11 protein-coding genes are annotated in these 17,206 nt (G+C 56.2%); 1 reads left to right on the forward strand and 10 read right to left on the reverse strand.

All coding sequences use genetic code 11. The features are described from left to right. Positions 1-74 precede the first annotated feature (74 nt). The 10 genes from CFT65_RS17315 to CFT65_RS17360 all read right to left on the reverse strand — a co-directional run bounded on the left by CFT65_RS17315 (position 75) and on the right by CFT65_RS17360 (position 14,472). Entirely contained in the window at positions 75-1,493 is a 1,419-nt protein-coding gene (locus CFT65_RS17315; RefSeq protein WP_088829289.1) for an FAD-dependent oxidoreductase, read from the reverse strand. 72 nt (positions 1,494-1,565) lie between these two features. Further along, the gene (gltB, locus tag CFT65_RS17320; protein WP_088829291.1) at positions 1,566-6,014 is read right to left on the reverse strand and encodes a glutamate synthase large subunit; all 4,449 of its coding nucleotides are present in this window, start codon (positions 6,012-6,014) and stop codon (positions 1,566-1,568) included. Positions 6,015-6,226: 212 nt separating this feature from the next. Continuing rightward, a complete protein-coding gene (locus CFT65_RS17325) occupies positions 6,227-7,705 on the reverse strand; it encodes an AAA family ATPase (RefSeq protein ID WP_088829293.1) in 1,479 nt (492 codons plus the stop codon). Between the two features lie 55 nt (positions 7,706-7,760). After that, entirely contained in the window at positions 7,761-8,855 is a 1,095-nt protein-coding gene (gene aroB, locus CFT65_RS17330) for a 3-dehydroquinate synthase (protein WP_088829294.1), read from the reverse strand. Further along, on the reverse strand, positions 8,848-9,414 hold the full coding sequence (gene aroK, locus CFT65_RS17335; RefSeq protein ID WP_088829296.1) for a shikimate kinase AroK: 567 nt from the start codon (positions 9,412-9,414) through the stop codon (positions 8,848-8,850). Before aroK ends, aroB begins: the two co-directional genes overlap by 8 nt. 136 nt (positions 9,415-9,550) lie before the next feature. Next, positions 9,551-11,620, reverse strand: a complete 2,070-nt coding sequence (gene pilQ, locus CFT65_RS17340; protein WP_172408507.1) for a type IV pilus secretin PilQ — start codon at positions 11,618-11,620, stop codon at positions 9,551-9,553. Between the two features lie 65 nt (positions 11,621-11,685). After that, positions 11,686-12,234 carry a pilus assembly protein PilP gene (locus CFT65_RS17345; protein ID WP_088829297.1) on the reverse strand — a complete coding sequence of 183 codons (549 nt, stop codon included), beginning with the start codon at positions 12,232-12,234 and terminating at the stop codon, positions 11,686-11,688. Between the two features lie 2 nt (positions 12,235-12,236). Beyond that, complete coding sequence (locus CFT65_RS17350) at positions 12,237-12,848, reverse strand: type 4a pilus biogenesis protein PilO (protein WP_088829299.1); 612 nt, start codon at positions 12,846-12,848, stop codon at positions 12,237-12,239. Then, on the reverse strand, positions 12,848-13,411 hold the full coding sequence (locus tag CFT65_RS17355) for a PilN domain-containing protein (RefSeq protein ID WP_088829301.1): 564 nt from the start codon (positions 13,409-13,411) through the stop codon (positions 12,848-12,850). The genes CFT65_RS17350 and CFT65_RS17355 overlap by 1 nt, the downstream gene beginning before the upstream one ends. After that, the gene (locus CFT65_RS17360; RefSeq protein WP_088829302.1) at positions 13,411-14,472 is read right to left on the reverse strand and encodes a pilus assembly protein PilM; all 1,062 of its coding nucleotides are present in this window, start codon (positions 14,470-14,472) and stop codon (positions 13,411-13,413) included. Before CFT65_RS17360 ends, CFT65_RS17355 begins: the two co-directional genes overlap by 1 nt. Before the next feature lie 195 nt (positions 14,473-14,667). Between CFT65_RS17360 and CFT65_RS17365 the strand changes: the two genes are divergently transcribed. Continuing rightward, on the forward strand, positions 14,668-17,196 hold the full coding sequence (locus tag CFT65_RS17365) for a penicillin-binding protein 1A (protein WP_088829304.1): 2,529 nt from the start codon (positions 14,668-14,670) through the stop codon (positions 17,194-17,196). Positions 17,197-17,206: the final 10 nt, after the last annotated feature.

Genomic DNA, 17,206 nt, shown 5'->3' on the forward strand with positions numbered 1-17,206 from the left:
TACCCGGTTTGCGGGAATAAAAAAGGGCGGCTTTCCCTTAGGAAACCGCCCCCTGATCAGGATCAAACCTGCAATCAGATATCCAGGTAATCCATGATACCTTCGGCAGCCTGACGGCCTTCCCAGATAGCGGTTACGACCAGATCCGAACCGCGGACCATGTCCCCGCCCGCAAAGATTTTCTCGTTGCTGGTCTGGAACATGAACTCGGACCCTTCCGGAGCGGTTACCCGGCCCGAATCGTCGGTGTTCACCTTCAGCTCATCAAACCAGTCGGCCGGGCTCGGACGAAAACCGAAAGCCACCAGAACGGCGTCGGCAGGAATAACTTCCTCACTGCCAGGAACCACTTCCGGGCGGCGACGACCATTTTCATCAGGATCGCCCAGCCGGGTCTGAACCACCTTCACACCTTCAACCCGGTCTTCGCCAAGGATGGCAATAGGCTGACGGTTGAAGAGGAACTTAACGCCCTCTTCCTTGGCGTTGGCCACTTCCTTCCGGGAGCCCGGCATGTTGGCCTCGTCACGGCGGTAGGCACAGGTAACACTTTCAGCCTGCTGACGGATCGAAGTCCGGTTGCAGTCCATAGCCGTATCACCACCGCCCAGCACAACGACACGCTTACCCTTCATGTCGATGAAGTCGGCCTCGTCTTTTTCGTAGCCCAGCCGACGGTTGACGTTGGAAACCAGGAACGGCAGGGCGTCATAGACGCCTGGCAGGTTTTCACCCGGGAAACCGCCCTTCATGTAGGTATAGGTGCCCATGCCCATAAAGACGGCATCGTATTCGTCGATGATCTCCTGAAGCTGAACGTCTTTGCCAACCTCGGTAGACAACCGGAATTCCACGCCCATTTCCTCGAACACCTTGCGACGACGGGTCATGACGGACTTTTCCAGCTTGAACTCCGGAATACCAAAGGTCAGGAGGCCGCCGATTTCCGGATAGATATCGAACACGACCGGTTTGACGCCGTTGCGAACCAGGACATCAGCGCATCCCAGACCAGCAGGACCCGCGCCGATCACTGCAACCTTCTTATCAGTCCACTTCACTGCGGACATATCCGGTTTCCAGCCCAGGGCGAAAGCAGTGTCAGTAATGTATTTCTCGACAGACCCGATGGTGACCGCACCATAGCCGTCATTCAGGGTGCATGCACCCTCGCATAGACGATCCTGTGGACAGACCCGGCCGCAGACTTCAGGCAGGGAGTTGGTCTGGTGACACAACTCAACGGCACGCATGATGTTGCCTTCGGAAACCAGCTTGAGCCAGTTCGGGATGTAGTTGTGTACCGGGCACTTCCACTCGCAATACGGGTTACCACATTCAAGACAGCGGTGGGACTGGGACGCCGCGTTGTCCGCTGTGAAGGGGTGATAAATTTCACCAAACTCTTTCTTCCGCTTCTTGGCCGGGACCTTCTTCGGGTCGACACGTCCAACCTCGACAAACTGGAAGTCGTTACTCAGTCGTTCTTTCATCAGGATGCTCTCATCAACTCAATTTCGACAAGGGCGGCAGCCAGGCTGCACACCCCAAACCCTCTCAGCCTCTTATTCCGGACGTGCCCGGGTACTAGCCAGCAGGCTACGCAGGTTGGCAGCCTTCGGTTTCACCAGCCAGAAACGGCCAATGTAGTCGTCGAAATTCTCAAGAATGTGCTCAGCCCACTCACTGGCGGTTTCCGAAATATGCTCCCGAATAACGCCGCGCAGATGGTTACGGTAGGACTCCATGTCTTCGCTGGAAATCCGCTGAATCTCGACCAGCTCGTGGTTGTACTTGTCCACGAAGGTATTGTTGAGATCCATCACATAGGCAAAGCCACCGGTCATACCAGCGCCGAAATTGTGCCCCGTTGAGCCAAGAACTGTCACCAGACCACCCGTCATGTACTCACAACAGTGGTCACCCGCGCCTTCCACAACCGCATGGGCGCCGGAGTTACGGACCGCAAATCGTTCACCTGCCGTTCCTGCCGCGAAGAGCTTGCCGCCCGTCGCACCGTAAAGGCAAGTGTTGCCAACAATGGAGGTTTCCTGAGTCTTGAAAGCGCTGCCGCGGGGCGGCTTCACCACCAGCTTGCCACCGGTCATGCCCTTACCGACGTAGTCGTTGGCATCCCCTTCAAGGATCAGGTTGAGACCACCCACGTTCCAGACACCAAAGCTCTGGCCGGCGGTACCGGTCAGATCCAGGGTGATCGGTGCATCGACCATTCCCTGGTTACCATGGATCTGGGCAATTTCGCCAGAAAGGCGGGCACCGATGGAGCGGTCGCAGTTGGTTACCCGATAGGACCAGGCACCACCACTCTTTTCCTTGATCGCCGCAGCTGTATCCTGAACCATCTGTTCCGCGAGCTTACCCTCGTCGAACGGGTAATTCCGTTCCACCTGACAGGTCTGCGGCTTGTCCGCGGGAATATGGTCGTTGGACAGCAGGCGACGGAGATCCAACTTCTTCTGGCGCTCGGTATCGCCCGGCAAGCGCTCCAGCAGATCAACGCGGCCGACCAGTTCTTCAAGGCTGCGCACGCCCAGCTTCGCCATCCACTCACGGGTTTCTTCAGCCACGAAGCGGAAGAAATTCATGGCCATTTCCACCGTGCCCTTGAAATGCTCTTCTCGGAGGTGGTCATTCTGCGTCGCGACACCGGTCGCGCAGTTATTCAGGTGGCAGATACGGAGGTATTTGCAGCCCAGCGCCACCATCGGCGTGGTACCGAAACCAAAACTCTCGGCACCCAGCATCGCGCCTTTCACCACATCCAGACCTGTCTTGATGCCGCCATCAGTCTGCAGACGGATTTTGCCCCGCAGATCGTTTGCCCTCAGTGCCTGCTGAGTTTCGGTCAGCCCGAGCTCCCAGGGAGAACCAGCGTAGCGAATAGAGGTCAGCGGACTTGCTGCCGTACCACCATCGTAGCCAGATACGGTAATAAGGTCGGCGTAGGCCTTCGCAACACCTGCCGCGATCGTACCGACACCTGGCTCAGAGACCAGTTTCACAGACACCAGGGCCTGGGGATTAACCTGCTTGAGGTCAAAAATCAGCTGGGCCAGATCCTCGATGGAGTAGATATCGTGGTGCGGCGGCGGTGAAATCAAGGTCACGCCGGGCACTGAATAGCGCAGACGGGCAATCAGATCATTGACCTTGCCACCGGGCAGCTGGCCACCCTCACCGGGCTTCGCGCCCTGGGCAACCTTGATCTGCATGACATCAGCGCTGCGAAGATACTCGGCTGTAACGCCGAAACGCCCGGAGGCCACCTGCTTAATCTTGGAGCGCTTTTCGGTGCCATAGCGGGCCGGATCTTCGCCGCCCTCGCCAGAGTTCGAGCGACCACCCAGAGTGTTCATGGCAACCGCCAGGGCCTCGTGGGCCTCTGGAGACAGCGCACCAAGGGACATGGCCGCCGAATCGAAGCGCGGGAAAATGTTCTCTGCCGGCTCTACCTCGGAAAGGTCGATTGGCTTGAGGTCCTTCCGGAAGCCCAGAAGATCCCGGAGGGTTGCTACCGGACGTTCATTGACCAGACCGGCATACTCTTTGTAGTGACCATAGTCGCCACTGGTTACCGCTTCCTGCAGTTTGCCAACTACATCCGGGTTAAATGCATGATATTCCTGGCCATGGACGTACTTCAGCAGACCACCCTGGACAATGGGCTTTCGCGGCTTCCAGGCTACGGAGGCCAGTTGCTCCTGGTCCTGCTGGAAGTCGTAGAACCCTGCACCCTGGATCCTGCTTGGTACACCCTTGAAGCACAGGTCAACGACATCATCGGCCAGACCGATCGCCTCAAACAGCTGGGCACCGCGGTAGGAAGTGATGGTCGAAATACCCATCTTCGAAAGTATCTTCAGCAGCCCCTTGTTGATGCCCTTCCGGTAGTTGTTCTTGGCATCGATCGGATCCATCAGCAGCTCGCCGGTACGGATCAGATCGTTCAGAACCTGATAGGCAAGGTACGGATAGACCGCCGTCGCACCAAAACCGAAGAGCACAGCGAAATGATGGGGATCGCGAGCCCAACCGGTTTCAACAACGATGTTGGAATCGCAGCGCAATCCTTTCTTGACCAAGTGGTGATGGACCGCACCGGTTGCCATCAGGGCATTGACCGGCAGTTCACCTTCCTTCAGATCTTTATCGGTGAGGATCAGCAGCACCTTACCATCCCGGACGGCCTGTTCCGCTTCCTCACAAACCTGGTGAATCGCCTGTTCCAGCCCCTGCTCCGGTCGGTAGCTCATGGAGATACGAGCAACCTCGAACCCCGGGCGGTCGTTGTTGGCAATCTTCAGGAACTTGGCCGGAGACAGTACAGGCGTGGTCAGGATTATACGATCCGCGTGATCGGCGGTTTCCTCGAACACGTTGCGCTCGGCACCCAGACATGTCTCCAGAGACATAACGATCGCCTCACGCAGAGGGTCGATCGCCGGGTTGGTGACCTGGGCGAATTTCTGACGGAAGTAGTCCGCTACGTGGCGTACCTTGCTTGAAAGCACGGCCATGGGGGTATCGTCACCCATGGAACCGACAGCTTCCTGGCCGTTCTCCGCCAGCGGGCGCAAGACCTGGTCACGCTCTTCGAAGGACACCATGAACATCTTCTGATGAACCAGCAGCTCGTCGGCGTCCATCAGCCTGAAATCGGGGGTATCCTGATTCAGGGTGGTTTCCACTCGCAGGGCGTTCTCGCGAAGCCAGCGCTTGTAAGGCTGCGCCGTCTTCAGCCGCTGATCAATGTCCTTGGTATGCAGAACTTCACCGGATTCGGTGTCAATTGCCAGCATCTGACCCGGCCCGACACGGCCTTTGGCAACCACGTCATCGGGCTGATAGCCGTAGGTACCGATCTCTGACGCCAGAGTAATAAAGTCATCTTTGGTGATAACCCACCGGGCCGGGCGGAGGCCGTTCCGATCCAGCATACACACCGCATAACGGCCATCCGACATGACCAGACCTGCGGGGCCATCCCAGGGCTCCATGTGCATGGAGTTGTACTCATAGAACGCTCGCAACTCGGAGTCCATGCTGTCGACATTCTGCCAGGCCGGCGGAATCATCATGCGAACCGCGCGGAACAGGTCAACGCCACCGGCAAGCAGCACTTCCAGCATGTTGTCCATGCTTGAAGAGTCGGAACCTGTGAGGTTCACAAGCGGCTGCAGGGTCTGAAGATCCGGCAGTTCCGGTGAGCTGAACTTCGCAGCCCGGGCAATAGCCCAGTTCCGGTTGCCGTCGATGGTGTTGATCTCACCATTGTGGGCCAGATACCGGAACGGCTGGGCCAGGGGCCACCGGGGCATGGTGTTGGTGGAGAACCGTTGGTGGAACACACAAATAGCCGTCTCAAGATCCGGGTCACCCAGGTCCTTGTAGAAGTTGGCAAGGTCCGCGGGCATCATCAGGCCCTTGTAGGCCAGGGTGCGATGCGACAGGCTACAGATATAGAATTCCGGATCCTCGGCCATATCGCTTTCGGCGTGCCGGCGACCTACGAACAGACTGATTGCAAAATCTCGCTCTGTCTTGCCGGCAGGTACCACGAAAACCTGCTCAATGCGGGGCAGACAATCCAGCGCCATGGGGCCGAGGCAGCTGTCATCGACCGGCACTTCACGCCAGCCGAAAACCTCCAGTCCCTGCTCGGTCAACCGTTTCTCAATGGCTGCACGACCGGCAGAGGCCTTGGCCTCGTCGGGGTTCAGGAAGACCTGGCCGACCGCAAAGAGGTCGCCTGGCTCCTTGCCAAACGCTGCCTTGGCGGCTTTTTTCAGAAAGCCATCCGGGCTCTGGATCAGCAGGCCACAACCATCGCCGGTCTTTCCGTCTGCAGCGATACCACCTCGGTGGGTCATGCAGGTCAGAGACTCGATGGCAGTTTGCAACAACTTGTGGCTGGCCTCGCCCTTCATATGAGCAATCAGACCGAATCCGCAGTTGTCCCTGAATTCATCGGGATGATACAAACCTGTCATCATAAGCGTTCTCTCACGTAAAAATGCTTTTCAATCAAAGGGTTAATTGGTGCACAGCCATACGACCACCCTTTGACACTGAAAATGGGGGCTGGCCATTTTACACACGTAGAAATACGTACTCAAATCGGCGTGGAATTATTGTGGGAAGCCGGAACCGGAATTACCAGTCTACAATGTTATGGAACAACGAGTTAGCACCAGAAATGACGGCGCTATAAATTGTCGACCGGACGCACCCAGGGCGACCGGGAAGCCAGCTCCTCCGGCAAACCGGATGCCGCGGCATTTGCCGCCTCTCGGGTTGGGAACTCCCCATAGAATACCATAAACCAGGGTTGGCCCTGCCTTTCCCCCCGGGTATACACCAGATCGCCAAGCTCTGAATAGCGGGAGATAACATTCAGTGCGGTCTGCTCCAGGTTGCCGGCAACAAGCTGGATGGTCCAGCCTCCGCGCCTCCTGACCTGTTCAATGACTACAAAACTCTCCGAATTGGCCGGAGTGAACTGCGGCGCGGATTCTGGCTCTGGCTCTGGCTCTGGCTCTGGCTCTGGCTCTGGCTCTGGCTCTGGCTCTGGCTCTGGCTCTGGCTCTGGCTCTGGCTCTGGCTCTGGCTCTGGCTGGGCAGCTTCCGCCTCGGTTACCGGCTCTGTCAATGCCGTGTCAGGCTCCATGACAGGCTCATCTTTGGGCGGCTCATCCTTGGGCGGCTTATCCCGGGATGGCGATAAATTCTCAGTCTCCGGCCCAATGGTGATGCTCTTTCTCAACGGCTCCGGCGCTTCCACAGTCTCTTCGGCAACGGATTCATCATACTGGCGCGACACGAACCACCAAGAGCCCGCAAGGAGAACAAGCGCCAGTCCCGGCCAAAGGAACCGCTTCCATGGAACTTCCGGTGAGCGATCGGCACCCGGCGAAGCCACCATGTCCAGCCAAACCCCCGGGGTTACACGCTTGAGTCGCGAAAAACTTCCCTGACTCAGAGCATGGATTTTGGAAACTCGGGCCGGGCTGAGAAGCTCCCCAGCCTTGCCGCCGGCTGCGTGAACCCGTGGCTCAAGGTAGGCAACGATTTCTTCCCTGGTGAGGGGCCGCAGATGTATCTGGTGAACACTTGTGGTCGCATCATCAAGGCCCAGCATTTGAACCAGACCATCCGTACCGGCAAACACCGGAACTGCAGAAGAGCCGCGTTCTGAGGCCAGATAGGCGGACAGGATCAGCCGGAGCAACTCCATCGGCGCCCGGTCCGCATCGTCAATCAGAAGGACCATACGCTGCCCTTTTCGGACCCGTGACTCCGACCACCTGAAGAAGCTATAAACCAGTTCTCGGGGACTGTCTTCTGAGCCGAGGCTGGAGTGGGCGACCGCTTTCAGATCCCGGGCAAGCGCCTGGGCACTACTCAGAGCTGCAGCGGGTATCCGGTGAAAATCGAGCCGGGACGACTCGCTGCGCACCAGTTCCGCCAGTATCCTAGTCTTGCCTGCACCGGCTGCACCTGTCAGCAACAGGGCCATATCGCCAAAACCACAAAGGTGGCGTAACGCCTCCAGCGCGTGATGACGCATGGCATCCGGAAAAAACGGTGTTTCCATTTCGAGAGGATTGGAACGGAGGCTGTAGCGTTGTTGCAGCCTCGGAAACAGGCCGCCGCCATCAAGACTGTTCAAGCTTTCTTCAGTCACGGGTCTTCCTTGTTTGCTGGTCCGTTACCAAATCATTGAAGCCCTCTGGCCGGCATCATGTTGCGCTGCAAAAACGGGCAAAGATCAGGGCAAGGTTTTCAGGGCTTGCTTCGGATGTGATGACAGCATCGCCAACCGAGCGAAGCAAGACCAACCGGAGCAGGCCGTCCACGTTTTTCTTGTCGACAGCCATCAAACTCATAAAGTCCTCGGCTGTCATTCCGACCGGAGGTTTATCCGGCAATCCGGCGCGCAGGATCAGTCGGTTTATCCGGACACAATCATCACGACTGATCATCCCCTCTAGAGCAGACAATTCTGCGGCCATGATCATACCGGTTCCTACTGCCTCTCCGTGCAGCCAGTTGCCATAACCGGCGTAGGTTTCTATCGCATGCCCGAAGGTATGACCAAGATTGAGAATCGCTCTTAGACCACCTTCGCGCTCGTCGAGGGCTACAATCTCTGCCTTGCAGGCACAGGACCGGAAAATGGCTTCTGCCAGCGCCTCTGGCTGAAGGCTGACCAGAGAGTCCATTTGATCTTCAAGCCAGGCAAGAAAGCCCTGCTCCCGAATCAGCCCATACTTGATCACTTCCGCCAGACCCGCTGAAACCTCACGCGGAGGTAAAGTCTGCAGGCTTGCTGTATCTATCAATACCGCCTGCGGTTGATGGAAGGCGCCAATCATGTTCTTACCAAGGGGATGATTGATGCCGGTTTTACCACCAACAGACGAATCCACCTGGGAAAGCAGGGTGGTTGGAATCTGGATGAACGGGACACCCCGTTGGTAACAGGCGGCGGCAAAACCGACCATATCGCCGACCACACCCCCGCCGAGGGCAACCAGGGTGGTTTTCCGGGTATGTCGCTGCTCAAGGAGACCGTCAAAGATCCTGTTAAGGGTCTGCCAGTCCTTGAACTTTTCGCCATCGGGAAGTACGACGGTATCAACCCGCTTCCCCGGGAAGCAGGCTTTAGCCTGCTCAAGATAGAGAGGTGCCACCGTCTCGTTGGTAACGATCATGACCTGCGACCCGGACACGTATGTTGACAGATCCTGGGTACCGAGAAGGTCCTGGCCGATAAAAATAGGATAGCTGCGCTCACCGAGTTCCACCGAGAGTTCGCGATACCGATTAGACATGATTGCGACCTTCCTTCCGGATCTGCCTTTTATGACGAGGTGTTTTCGGGTTGAGCCGATTAACCAGCTGACGCACGACAAGCCTGGGGCTTTTTCTGTCTGTGTACATGACGATGTCTGCCAGGCTCGAATACAGGGGATCGCGGATAGAGAAAAGTTTGCGCAAAACCGCTTCCGGGTCGTCATTCTGCAGCAAGGGCCGATTTCGGTCCTTGCGTGTTCTCTCTACCTGCTGCTCTATCGACGTTTTCAGATAGATGACCGTCGCATCCCTCTTCAGGATAGGATGGTTTTCCTCGCGCATCACCGCCCCGCCCCCGGTGGCCAGCACCGTGTTATCTTCGTAGGACAACTCATCCAGCATGGCCGTTTCCCTCAAGCGGAACCCATCCTCCCCCTCAACATCGAAAATCCACGGGATGTTAGCCCCGCATCGCTGTTCAATGATGCGATCAGAATCGAGGAAACGGTAGCCGAGCTCTTTGGCGAGCATCCGGCCAATCGTGCTTTTCCCTGCTCCCATGGGGCCAACGAGGACAACGCGTTTCGGCAAAGACATAACTTCCGCTCAGTTTTGTTCAGGCGGGTGAGAATATCACAGGGCCCGGGATTGCATAAGTTCAGGACCCGACTTGGGCAAAATTCAGGCACAAAAAAGCCGCCGGTTTTACGCGGCGGCTTTTAAACTTCACCGATTAGCGAAGCAGGTCATTCTTGATGATCTTCGGTGTAATGAAGATCAGCAGTTCGCTGCGCTCATCGATGTGCTCAGTGCGCTTGAAGATACGACCCAGGTAGGGAATATCTCCGAGGAACGGCGTCTTGGTGGTCTGGGTCGCAACTTCCGACTGGAAGATACCGCCAAGAACCACTGTCTCGCCGTTGCCAACCAGAACCTGTGTTGTTACCGAATTGGTGTTGATGGATGGGATACCAGCAGTCACCTCACCACGGGAGTCCTGATTGACCACCAGATCCATGATGATCTTGTCATCCGGTGTAATCTGCGGCGTTACTTCCAGGGAGAGCACGGCTTCCTTGAAAGAAACGGAAGTGGCACCGCTCGAAGACGCTTCCTGATAGGGGATTTCCTCACCAGACTTGATCGACGCCGTCTGACGATCGGCGGTCACAACCCGGGGCTGAGAAACCACTTCAGCCTGGCCGTCGCTCTCAAGGGCCGAGAGTTCAAGATCCACCAGGAAGTCGTCACTGCCCCAACCGATTGCGAAGGAGGACGCACCGTCACCACTCACTCCCAGATCTACCGCAAGTGCGCCAGGGAAAGACGTCTGGAAAGATCCCGGAGTCGCGGCAGAATCCCGGGCATCTTGCACGCCATCAAGACCACCGCCTACTGAAAAGATATTGTCTCCGCTAATGTCGTAAGCTGCGCCACCCCAACGAACACCAAGGTTCTCAGCCACGTTGGTCTGGGCGCGCACAATACGGGCCTCAATAGAGACCTGCCGTACCGGCACATCCCATGTCGAGACGAGGCGGCGGATTTCATCAAGTTTTTCTGCAGTCTCACGAACACTGATGGTATTGGTGCGGACATCCGAGGAAACGAATCCGCGATCAGAAATCAGCTCTTCGTCTTCCTTGATCAATGCAACAATATCAGCCGCCTTGGCGTAGTTAACCTGAATGATGTCCAGACGAACCGGTGCCAGTTCAGCGATTTGCTTGTTAGTCTCAAGCTCAAGCTTCTCCCGGGCGGCAATTTCATCCGCAGGCGCTACCAGCAAAACATTGCCAATCTGGCGCTTATCAAGCCCCTTGGTCTTGAGAATCAGATCCAGCGCCTGATCCCAGGGAACGTTCTGAAGACGCAGGGTAATGCTGCCGCCCACAGTGTCACTGGCCACCAGGTTCAAGCCGGTGAAGTCAGCAATAAGCTGAAGCACCGAGCGAACTTCAATGTCCTGGAAGTTAAGGGACAGCTTGTCACCGGTGTACGGGAATTTCTCTTCCCGACGGGACTCCGCCTCTTCCTGGCTCAGCTCCTCAACACTGACGGTAAACTGACTACCAGACTGGTAGGCAATGTAGTCGTAATTCCCTTCGGGGGTGATCTCGACCACGGCATTGCCATCTTCCACAAAGGTGTCAATACGGGTAACCGGTGTTGCAAAGTCTGTAACGTCAAGCCGGCGCCGTAGATCCGAGGGAACTTCAATACCATCCATCGTCAGACGGATTTTGCCGGCTCGCTCAGTCAGGTCCACTGGTGTGCTGGAGCTGCCGAGATCAACAAGCACGCGGCCTTCCCCGTCCTTGCCACGACGGAAGTCCACCCCGGCCAGAGCGTCAGAAGACATTGCAGCCGATGTTGAGCTGCTTTGAGGCGCGGTAGTCGGGGAGCTCGCCGCAACGCCCTGAGCTTGCCCGCCGATCGTCATAACCAGAGAGTTCCCCGAACGAACTGTGTCGTATGGCACTAGCTCAACCAGGTTGAAAATCAACCGCGTGCGATCCTTGGTTTCAACCACGGTCATGCTCTGGGCATTGCCAGACCCAAGAGGCACACTGCGGCTATCGAGACCACTGGTCGTATCCCGAAGATCCACCGCGATCCGAGCAGGACGCTCGATGGTGTATCCGGAAGGTTCCGGCGGTGCCCCATCAAATTGCAGTGTGACTTCAAGCCGCTCGCCCGGTAGCGACGAAAACGACACGTCTTCCAGCGTGACCGCGTTGGCCAGGCCGGATAACAACCCAAAAGCAATCACGCTGACGTATACATTGAGTTTTCTGAACATCGCTAGCCTCGACCCTAAACTTTTTTGTACGTGCATGGTTCTTTCAACTTTCATCCAGCCGCTCCTTAGCCTGCGCCCTCTTCCAGGGTCAGGGAGCGAGGACGCTCAACCCAGCCACCCCGGCCATTGGGAACGATTTCAATAAGCTCGATACGGGTTTCACTGACGCCCACAATGCGACCGTAGTTCTGCCCCATGTAATTTCCAGTACGGACTCTATGAATTCCGCCGGTATCGTCTTCAATAAGGGCAAACAGGTTGCCCGACGCCCCCTGAAGCGTGCCGACCATTTCAAGCGCTTTCAGATCGAAATTCTCGAGAACTTCTCTGGGCCGATCGAGATCCGGCTCAACATCGCTGATCGGTTGCTCGTCCACCATGGTCAGTTGAACATCGATGGGTGGTTCAAAGGGAGCCCGACGATCTGCCGCTGAGTAGCTGAAAGCCTCGTAGGCTTTGAACTCCGGCAAGGGCTCAACATACCCTCTCGGTTTTGCCCGGGTTTCGGCCATAAATTGATCAAGATCTGAAAATCCGCTGCCCTGGGAACAGGCTGTCAGGAGAGACACCAGACAAACACCCAGCCAGGCCTTTACCGCATGCTTTCCTGTCATGCTCATTCTCCAGCCCGGTAGCGGTAAGTACGAGCCACAACCTGCATATCAAGCCGCTCTCCATCTCCGCCAGTTGGTTTTATGGTCAAGTCGTGCAGTGTCACAATCCGTGGCAGGCTCGCAACACTGCTGACGAAAGATGCCAGCTCATGATAGGAGCCAGACACCCGGATATTGATTGGCAGCTCGGAATAGAAGTCCCGGCGCTGCTCTGGCTGAAGAGCCACTTCCTGAAGCGCCAGGCCATTACCCAGAGCGGTATTCGTGATGTCCTCAAGCAACCCTGGCACTTCGGTCTCACTTGGAAGCTGCCTTACCAGTGCGCCAAAGGTTTCTTCCATTTCCGCCATCTGGGCTTTGAAAACCTCAAGGTTTGCGACCTGGTAGGCTTTCTCTTCATAGGTTTTCCGCAGCTCCTGCTCGGTGCGCTCCACCCGTTCAAGCTGAGCGTACTGATCCTTGATAAAGAACCAGTAACCACCTCCGGCGATGAGCCCGAAGATAATCAGAACTACGATGAACTTTATTGGAGCAGGCCAGATACCGGCGTTGTTGACATCAAGGTCGTTGATATCAAATTCATTGAGGCTTTTTAGAGAGTCCGCGAGGCTCATTACTTATCCTCCCCTTCGGGCTCGGGCGTTTTCTGTTTAACGGACAGATTGAACTGGCTGTAACCGGCCCGGCGACTATCAGCTGCAGAGACATTCGAGAGGTTGGGATCCGTAAACCATTCGGACTCCTCGAACTGGCGCATAAGCGTAGAAACCCTGCTGTTAGACTCAGCCATTCCTACAATGTCGACTCGCTCGCCGGTTCGCTTGAGATCGGTATAGAACAAGCCATCGGGCAATGTCCTCACCAACTCGTCGAACACGCGCACGATAACCGGACGCTTACCCTGGAGATCCTGAATGACCTGCATCCGGGCAAGGAGCTCATCCCGCTTGCGCTTGAGGTTCTCAATCTCCTTGATCTGCTGATCAAGCTTTTTAGTAGCAGTCTCAATGTAGGCGTTGCGGGATTGCTGGTAGGCGATCCGGCTATCCATATCGGTTTTCCAGAGAAAGACCAGCCCGCCGGCAATGATCGCAGCACCAAGAATCATGACCACGAACTGTTTCTGTTTCTCAGCGCGAAGCTCTTCACGCCACGGTCGAAGGTTAATCTTTGCCATCAGTCGAAGCTCCTCATTGCCAGGCCGCAGGCAATCATCAGGGAAGGCGCATCATTGCTAAGTGCCGATGCGTTTACCCTTGAACCTACCGCCATGTCTGCAAAAGGATTCGCGACCATGGTCGGCGTTCCCGTTTTTTCTTCGACCATTTCAGTCAGCCCCTGAATCGAGGCAGTGCCTCCGGCCAGAACCACATAATCGACGGCATTGTACTGACTGGCACCAAAGAAGAACTGAAGCGCTCGAGCGACCTGCTGCACGACAGCCTCGCGGAACGGAGTAAGCACTTCGGACTCGTAGTCATCAGGCAGTCCGCCCTGCTTTTTGGCCAGGCCGGCTTCCTCGAGCGACAAACCATAACGGCGCTGGATTTCCTCGGTTAGCTGTTTGCCACCGAAAATCTGCTCACGCGTGTAAACGGTCTTGCCGCCAGCAAGAACACTCAGCGTGGTCATGGTCGCGCCAATGTCCACAATCGCTACCACCAGCTCCTCACCCTGGGAGTCCAGCTGTGACTCGATCAGTGCGTAAGCACGCTCAAGTGCATAGGCTTCAACGTCAACCACTTTGGTAGTCAGAGAGGCAATCTCGAGTGCATCCTCCCGAATGTCCACGTTTTCCTTACGGCAAGCAGCCAAAAGCACATCCACCTGGTCGGGGTTGTTCTCAGAAGGACCTTGAACTTCGAAATCGATCGCCACTTCATCCAGCGGGTATGGAATGTACTGATCGGCCTCCAGGGCAATCTGATCTTCCATCTCGAATTCGTTGAGGCCGCCATCCATCTGGATGAGCTTGGTAATGACCGCAGAACCTGAAACCGCAACAGCCACCTGTTTGACGCCAGAACGGGACTTGGAAGCCACCCGCTTCATTACATCGCCCACGGCTTCAACGTCCGTAATATTCTTTTCAACAACGGCATTGGCCGGCAAAGGCTCCACCGCGTAGCTCTCGACCTTATAACGGTCGCCCTGCTTTGACAGCTCCAGAAGTTTGACCGAGCTGGAGCTTATATCCACGCCCAGCACTGCACTGGATTTCTTTCCTAATCCAAACACGCGCTCACCCTATACCTGGTTAGATGCACCCGGTTACGTAACTTATGTGTTTTTTATTTAAGAGAATTTCTTCACCATTCCGTCTACAATGCCTGTTCTTCTTTAATTGAGAACTATTGCGGCGGTGAAGCGACTCTTCCTTCCTAAAGCAATTTCTCAAATGATAGACCTATATCCAACAGTTGTCAGAAAAAAATGTCTCATTTGTTGCGCACATCTCGCCTTTTTGCCTGGTTGTTTCTTACCGGACTGAGTGTCGCCGTTATCGTAACCTCAGGCTTCTATCTTTACCTTCGCCCTGGCCTTCCGCCGGTACATCAGCTTCTGGACATCAAGCTTCAGACCCCGTTAAGGGTCTATAGCAAAGACAACAGATTAATAGCAGAATTCGGTGAAAAGAGAAGGGCACCCATCACAATCGAACAGATCCCAACAATTCAGTTACAAGCCTTTATGGCGGCTGAAGACTCGCGTTTTTACGAGCACTTTGGGGTCGACATCAAAGGCCTGGCGCGGGCTGCCATCGAACTGGTCTCAACCGGCGAGATCCAGTCCGGGGGCAGTACGATCACAATGCAGGTTGCAAAAAATTACTTTTTGTCACGGGACAGAACCTTTATCCGGAAGTTCAACGAGATACTTCTGGCTCTTCAGATCGAACGTGAACTGGACAAAAATCGCATCCTCGAGCTGTATCTGAACAAAATCTACCTTGGCAACCGGGCCTATGGAATTGCCGCTGCCGCGCAAGTCTATTACAACAAACCGGTCTCGGAATTGTCCCTCGCCCAGATGGCCATGCTCGCGGGCTTGCCAAAAGCGCCCTCGGCGTTCAATCCGCTAGCAAACCCGGACCGCGCAATGATTCGCCGGAACTGGATTCTCGGGCGCATGCGAGATCTGGGATACATCACTCCGGATGCCCATGAGCTTGCAATTTCGGCCCCCATCACTGCCAGCTATAACAGCACGAAAACGGAAGTCGATGCCGATTATGTTGCCGAAATGGCCCGAAGCGAAATGGTTCGGCGGTTCGGCGAAGACGCTTACACCGATGGCTACACCGTGACCCTCACAGTTGACGGCAAAAAGCAGCAGGTTGCCACAGAAGCATTAAGAGACGGCCTTGAAGCCTATGATCGACGCCACGGCTTCCGCGGCCCCATTGGGCAGATCGACCAGGAAACACTTGCCACCAGCGAATTATCCGACCTGATCCTGAATTACCCTCGGGTCGAGTTCTTGCTGCCCGCAATCGTCAAAGAGGTGAACGATGAATCTGGCGAAGTGAGTGTGCACGCACGCCGCATCGGATCGGCCACAATGCCCTTCCAGACAATGACCTGGGCGAAACGCTACAAAACCGAAAACCTAACTGGCCCAGAGCCAGAGAGACCTTCCGATGTGGTTGCGCCCGGCGACGTTGTTTATGTGCGCGCCCAGAACCCGGTCCAGGCTTCCCCAGAAGCTGATGCCACCGATAGCCAACCACAGGTTGACGAGCCTGAGCAGCCCGCAGCAGTGACCGTCGCACTCGCCCAGATCCCGAGAGCGGAGGGCGCACTGATTTCACTGGAAGCCAAAACCGGTGCCATTGAGGCACTGACAGGGGGCTACAGCTTCGGTCAGAGCAAATACAACCGGGCCATTCAGGCACGGAGACAGCCGGGCTCAACGTTCAAGCCCTTTCTCTACCTGAGCGCCCTGGAAGGCGGCATGACGCCGGCCACTATTTATAACGATGCGCCAATAGTATTCGACGATTCCGAACTTGAGACCGCATGGCGGCCTCAGAACTCCTCGGGACAGTTTTATGGCCCTACCCGCCTCCGGGAAGCTCTCTATCGCTCACGCAACCTGGTTTCGATCCGGCTGCTGCGCGACCTCGGCATTCAGAATACGCTGGATTATCTGGCACAGCTGGAAATCCCGATAGAGAACATGCCAGACGATCTGTCGCTCTCCCTGGGTAGTGGCCAGCTTACTCCCATGGAACTTGCTAGAGGCATGGCTGTTATCGCCAACGGTGGCTACGACGTTGAACCTTACCTGATCGAGACAATCAGTGACTTTAGCGGTGAGACCATCTACCAGGCGCCGAAAACCGTTCTGTGTGACAAAGACTGCGACGAAGTTGCGGGAAAGGACGCATTGAGCACGGAAGAAGCTGAGCCAAACACCGCCGCACCTGTTTCTGAAACGAGTGAGGAGTCGCCAGAGATTCGCGTGATGCGCAGACTGGCAGACGAACGCGCCGTCTTTATTCTGCATTCTATGATGCAGGACGTGATTAGGCGCGGCACAGGCAGACGAGCACTGGCCCTTGGCCGGGACGACATCGCTGGAAAAACCGGCACCACCAACGAACAGAAGGACACCTGGTTTGCCGGCTTCAATCACGAGGTAGCCACAACTGCCTGGGTCGGATTCGACCAGCCGGCACCGCTCGGCAGACGTGAGTTTGGCGCCAGCACCGCGCTACCTATCTGGCTGGACTACATGGAGGTGGCTCTCGAAGGAGCGCCCTCTTCCTTTATGCCTCGGCCCAATGGCATCGTAAACATCCGGATCAACCCCGAAACCGGACAGCGGGCTAGGCCCGGCGAAGACGGTGTCTTCGAGGTCTTCCGGGAAGAGGACGCGCCACCACCGCTGACATCCGAGAGCGAAAGCGACCATAACGGAAGCTCGGAGGAAGACGACCTGTCACGGAGAATTTTCTGAGGCGGACAGA

Source organism: Marinobacter sp. es.048, from assembly GCF_900188435.1.
Lineage (GTDB): Bacteria > Pseudomonadota > Gammaproteobacteria > Pseudomonadales > Oleiphilaceae > Marinobacter.

Bases quoted from the DNA above. Each gene is read 5' to 3' on its own strand.
- pilQ (WP_172408507.1), bottom strand. From the start codon at position 11,620: ATGTTCAGAAAACTCAATGTATACGTCAGCGTGATTGCTTTTGGGTTG.
- gltB (WP_088829291.1), bottom strand. From the start codon at position 6,014: ATGATGACAGGTTTGTATCATCCCGATGAATTCAGGGACAACTGCGGA.
- CFT65_RS17345 (WP_088829297.1), bottom strand. From the start codon at position 12,234: ATGACAGGAAAGCATGCGGTAAAGGCCTGGCTGGGTGTTTGTCTGGTG.
- CFT65_RS17355 (WP_088829301.1), bottom strand. From the start codon at position 13,411: ATGGCAAAGATTAACCTTCGACCGTGGCGTGAAGAGCTTCGCGCTGAG.
- CFT65_RS17315 (WP_088829289.1), bottom strand. From the start codon at position 1,493: ATGAAAGAACGACTGAGTAACGACTTCCAGTTTGTCGAGGTTGGACGT.
- aroB (WP_088829294.1), bottom strand. From the start codon at position 8,855: ATGTCTAATCGGTATCGCGAACTCTCGGTGGAACTCGGTGAGCGCAGC.
- CFT65_RS17365 (WP_088829304.1), top strand. From the start codon at position 14,668: ATGTCTCATTTGTTGCGCACATCTCGCCTTTTTGCCTGGTTGTTTCTT.
- aroK (WP_088829296.1), bottom strand. From the start codon at position 9,414: ATGTCTTTGCCGAAACGCGTTGTCCTCGTTGGCCCCATGGGAGCAGGG.
- CFT65_RS17350 (WP_088829299.1), bottom strand. From the start codon at position 12,848: ATGAGCCTCGCGGACTCTCTAAAAAGCCTCAATGAATTTGATATCAAC.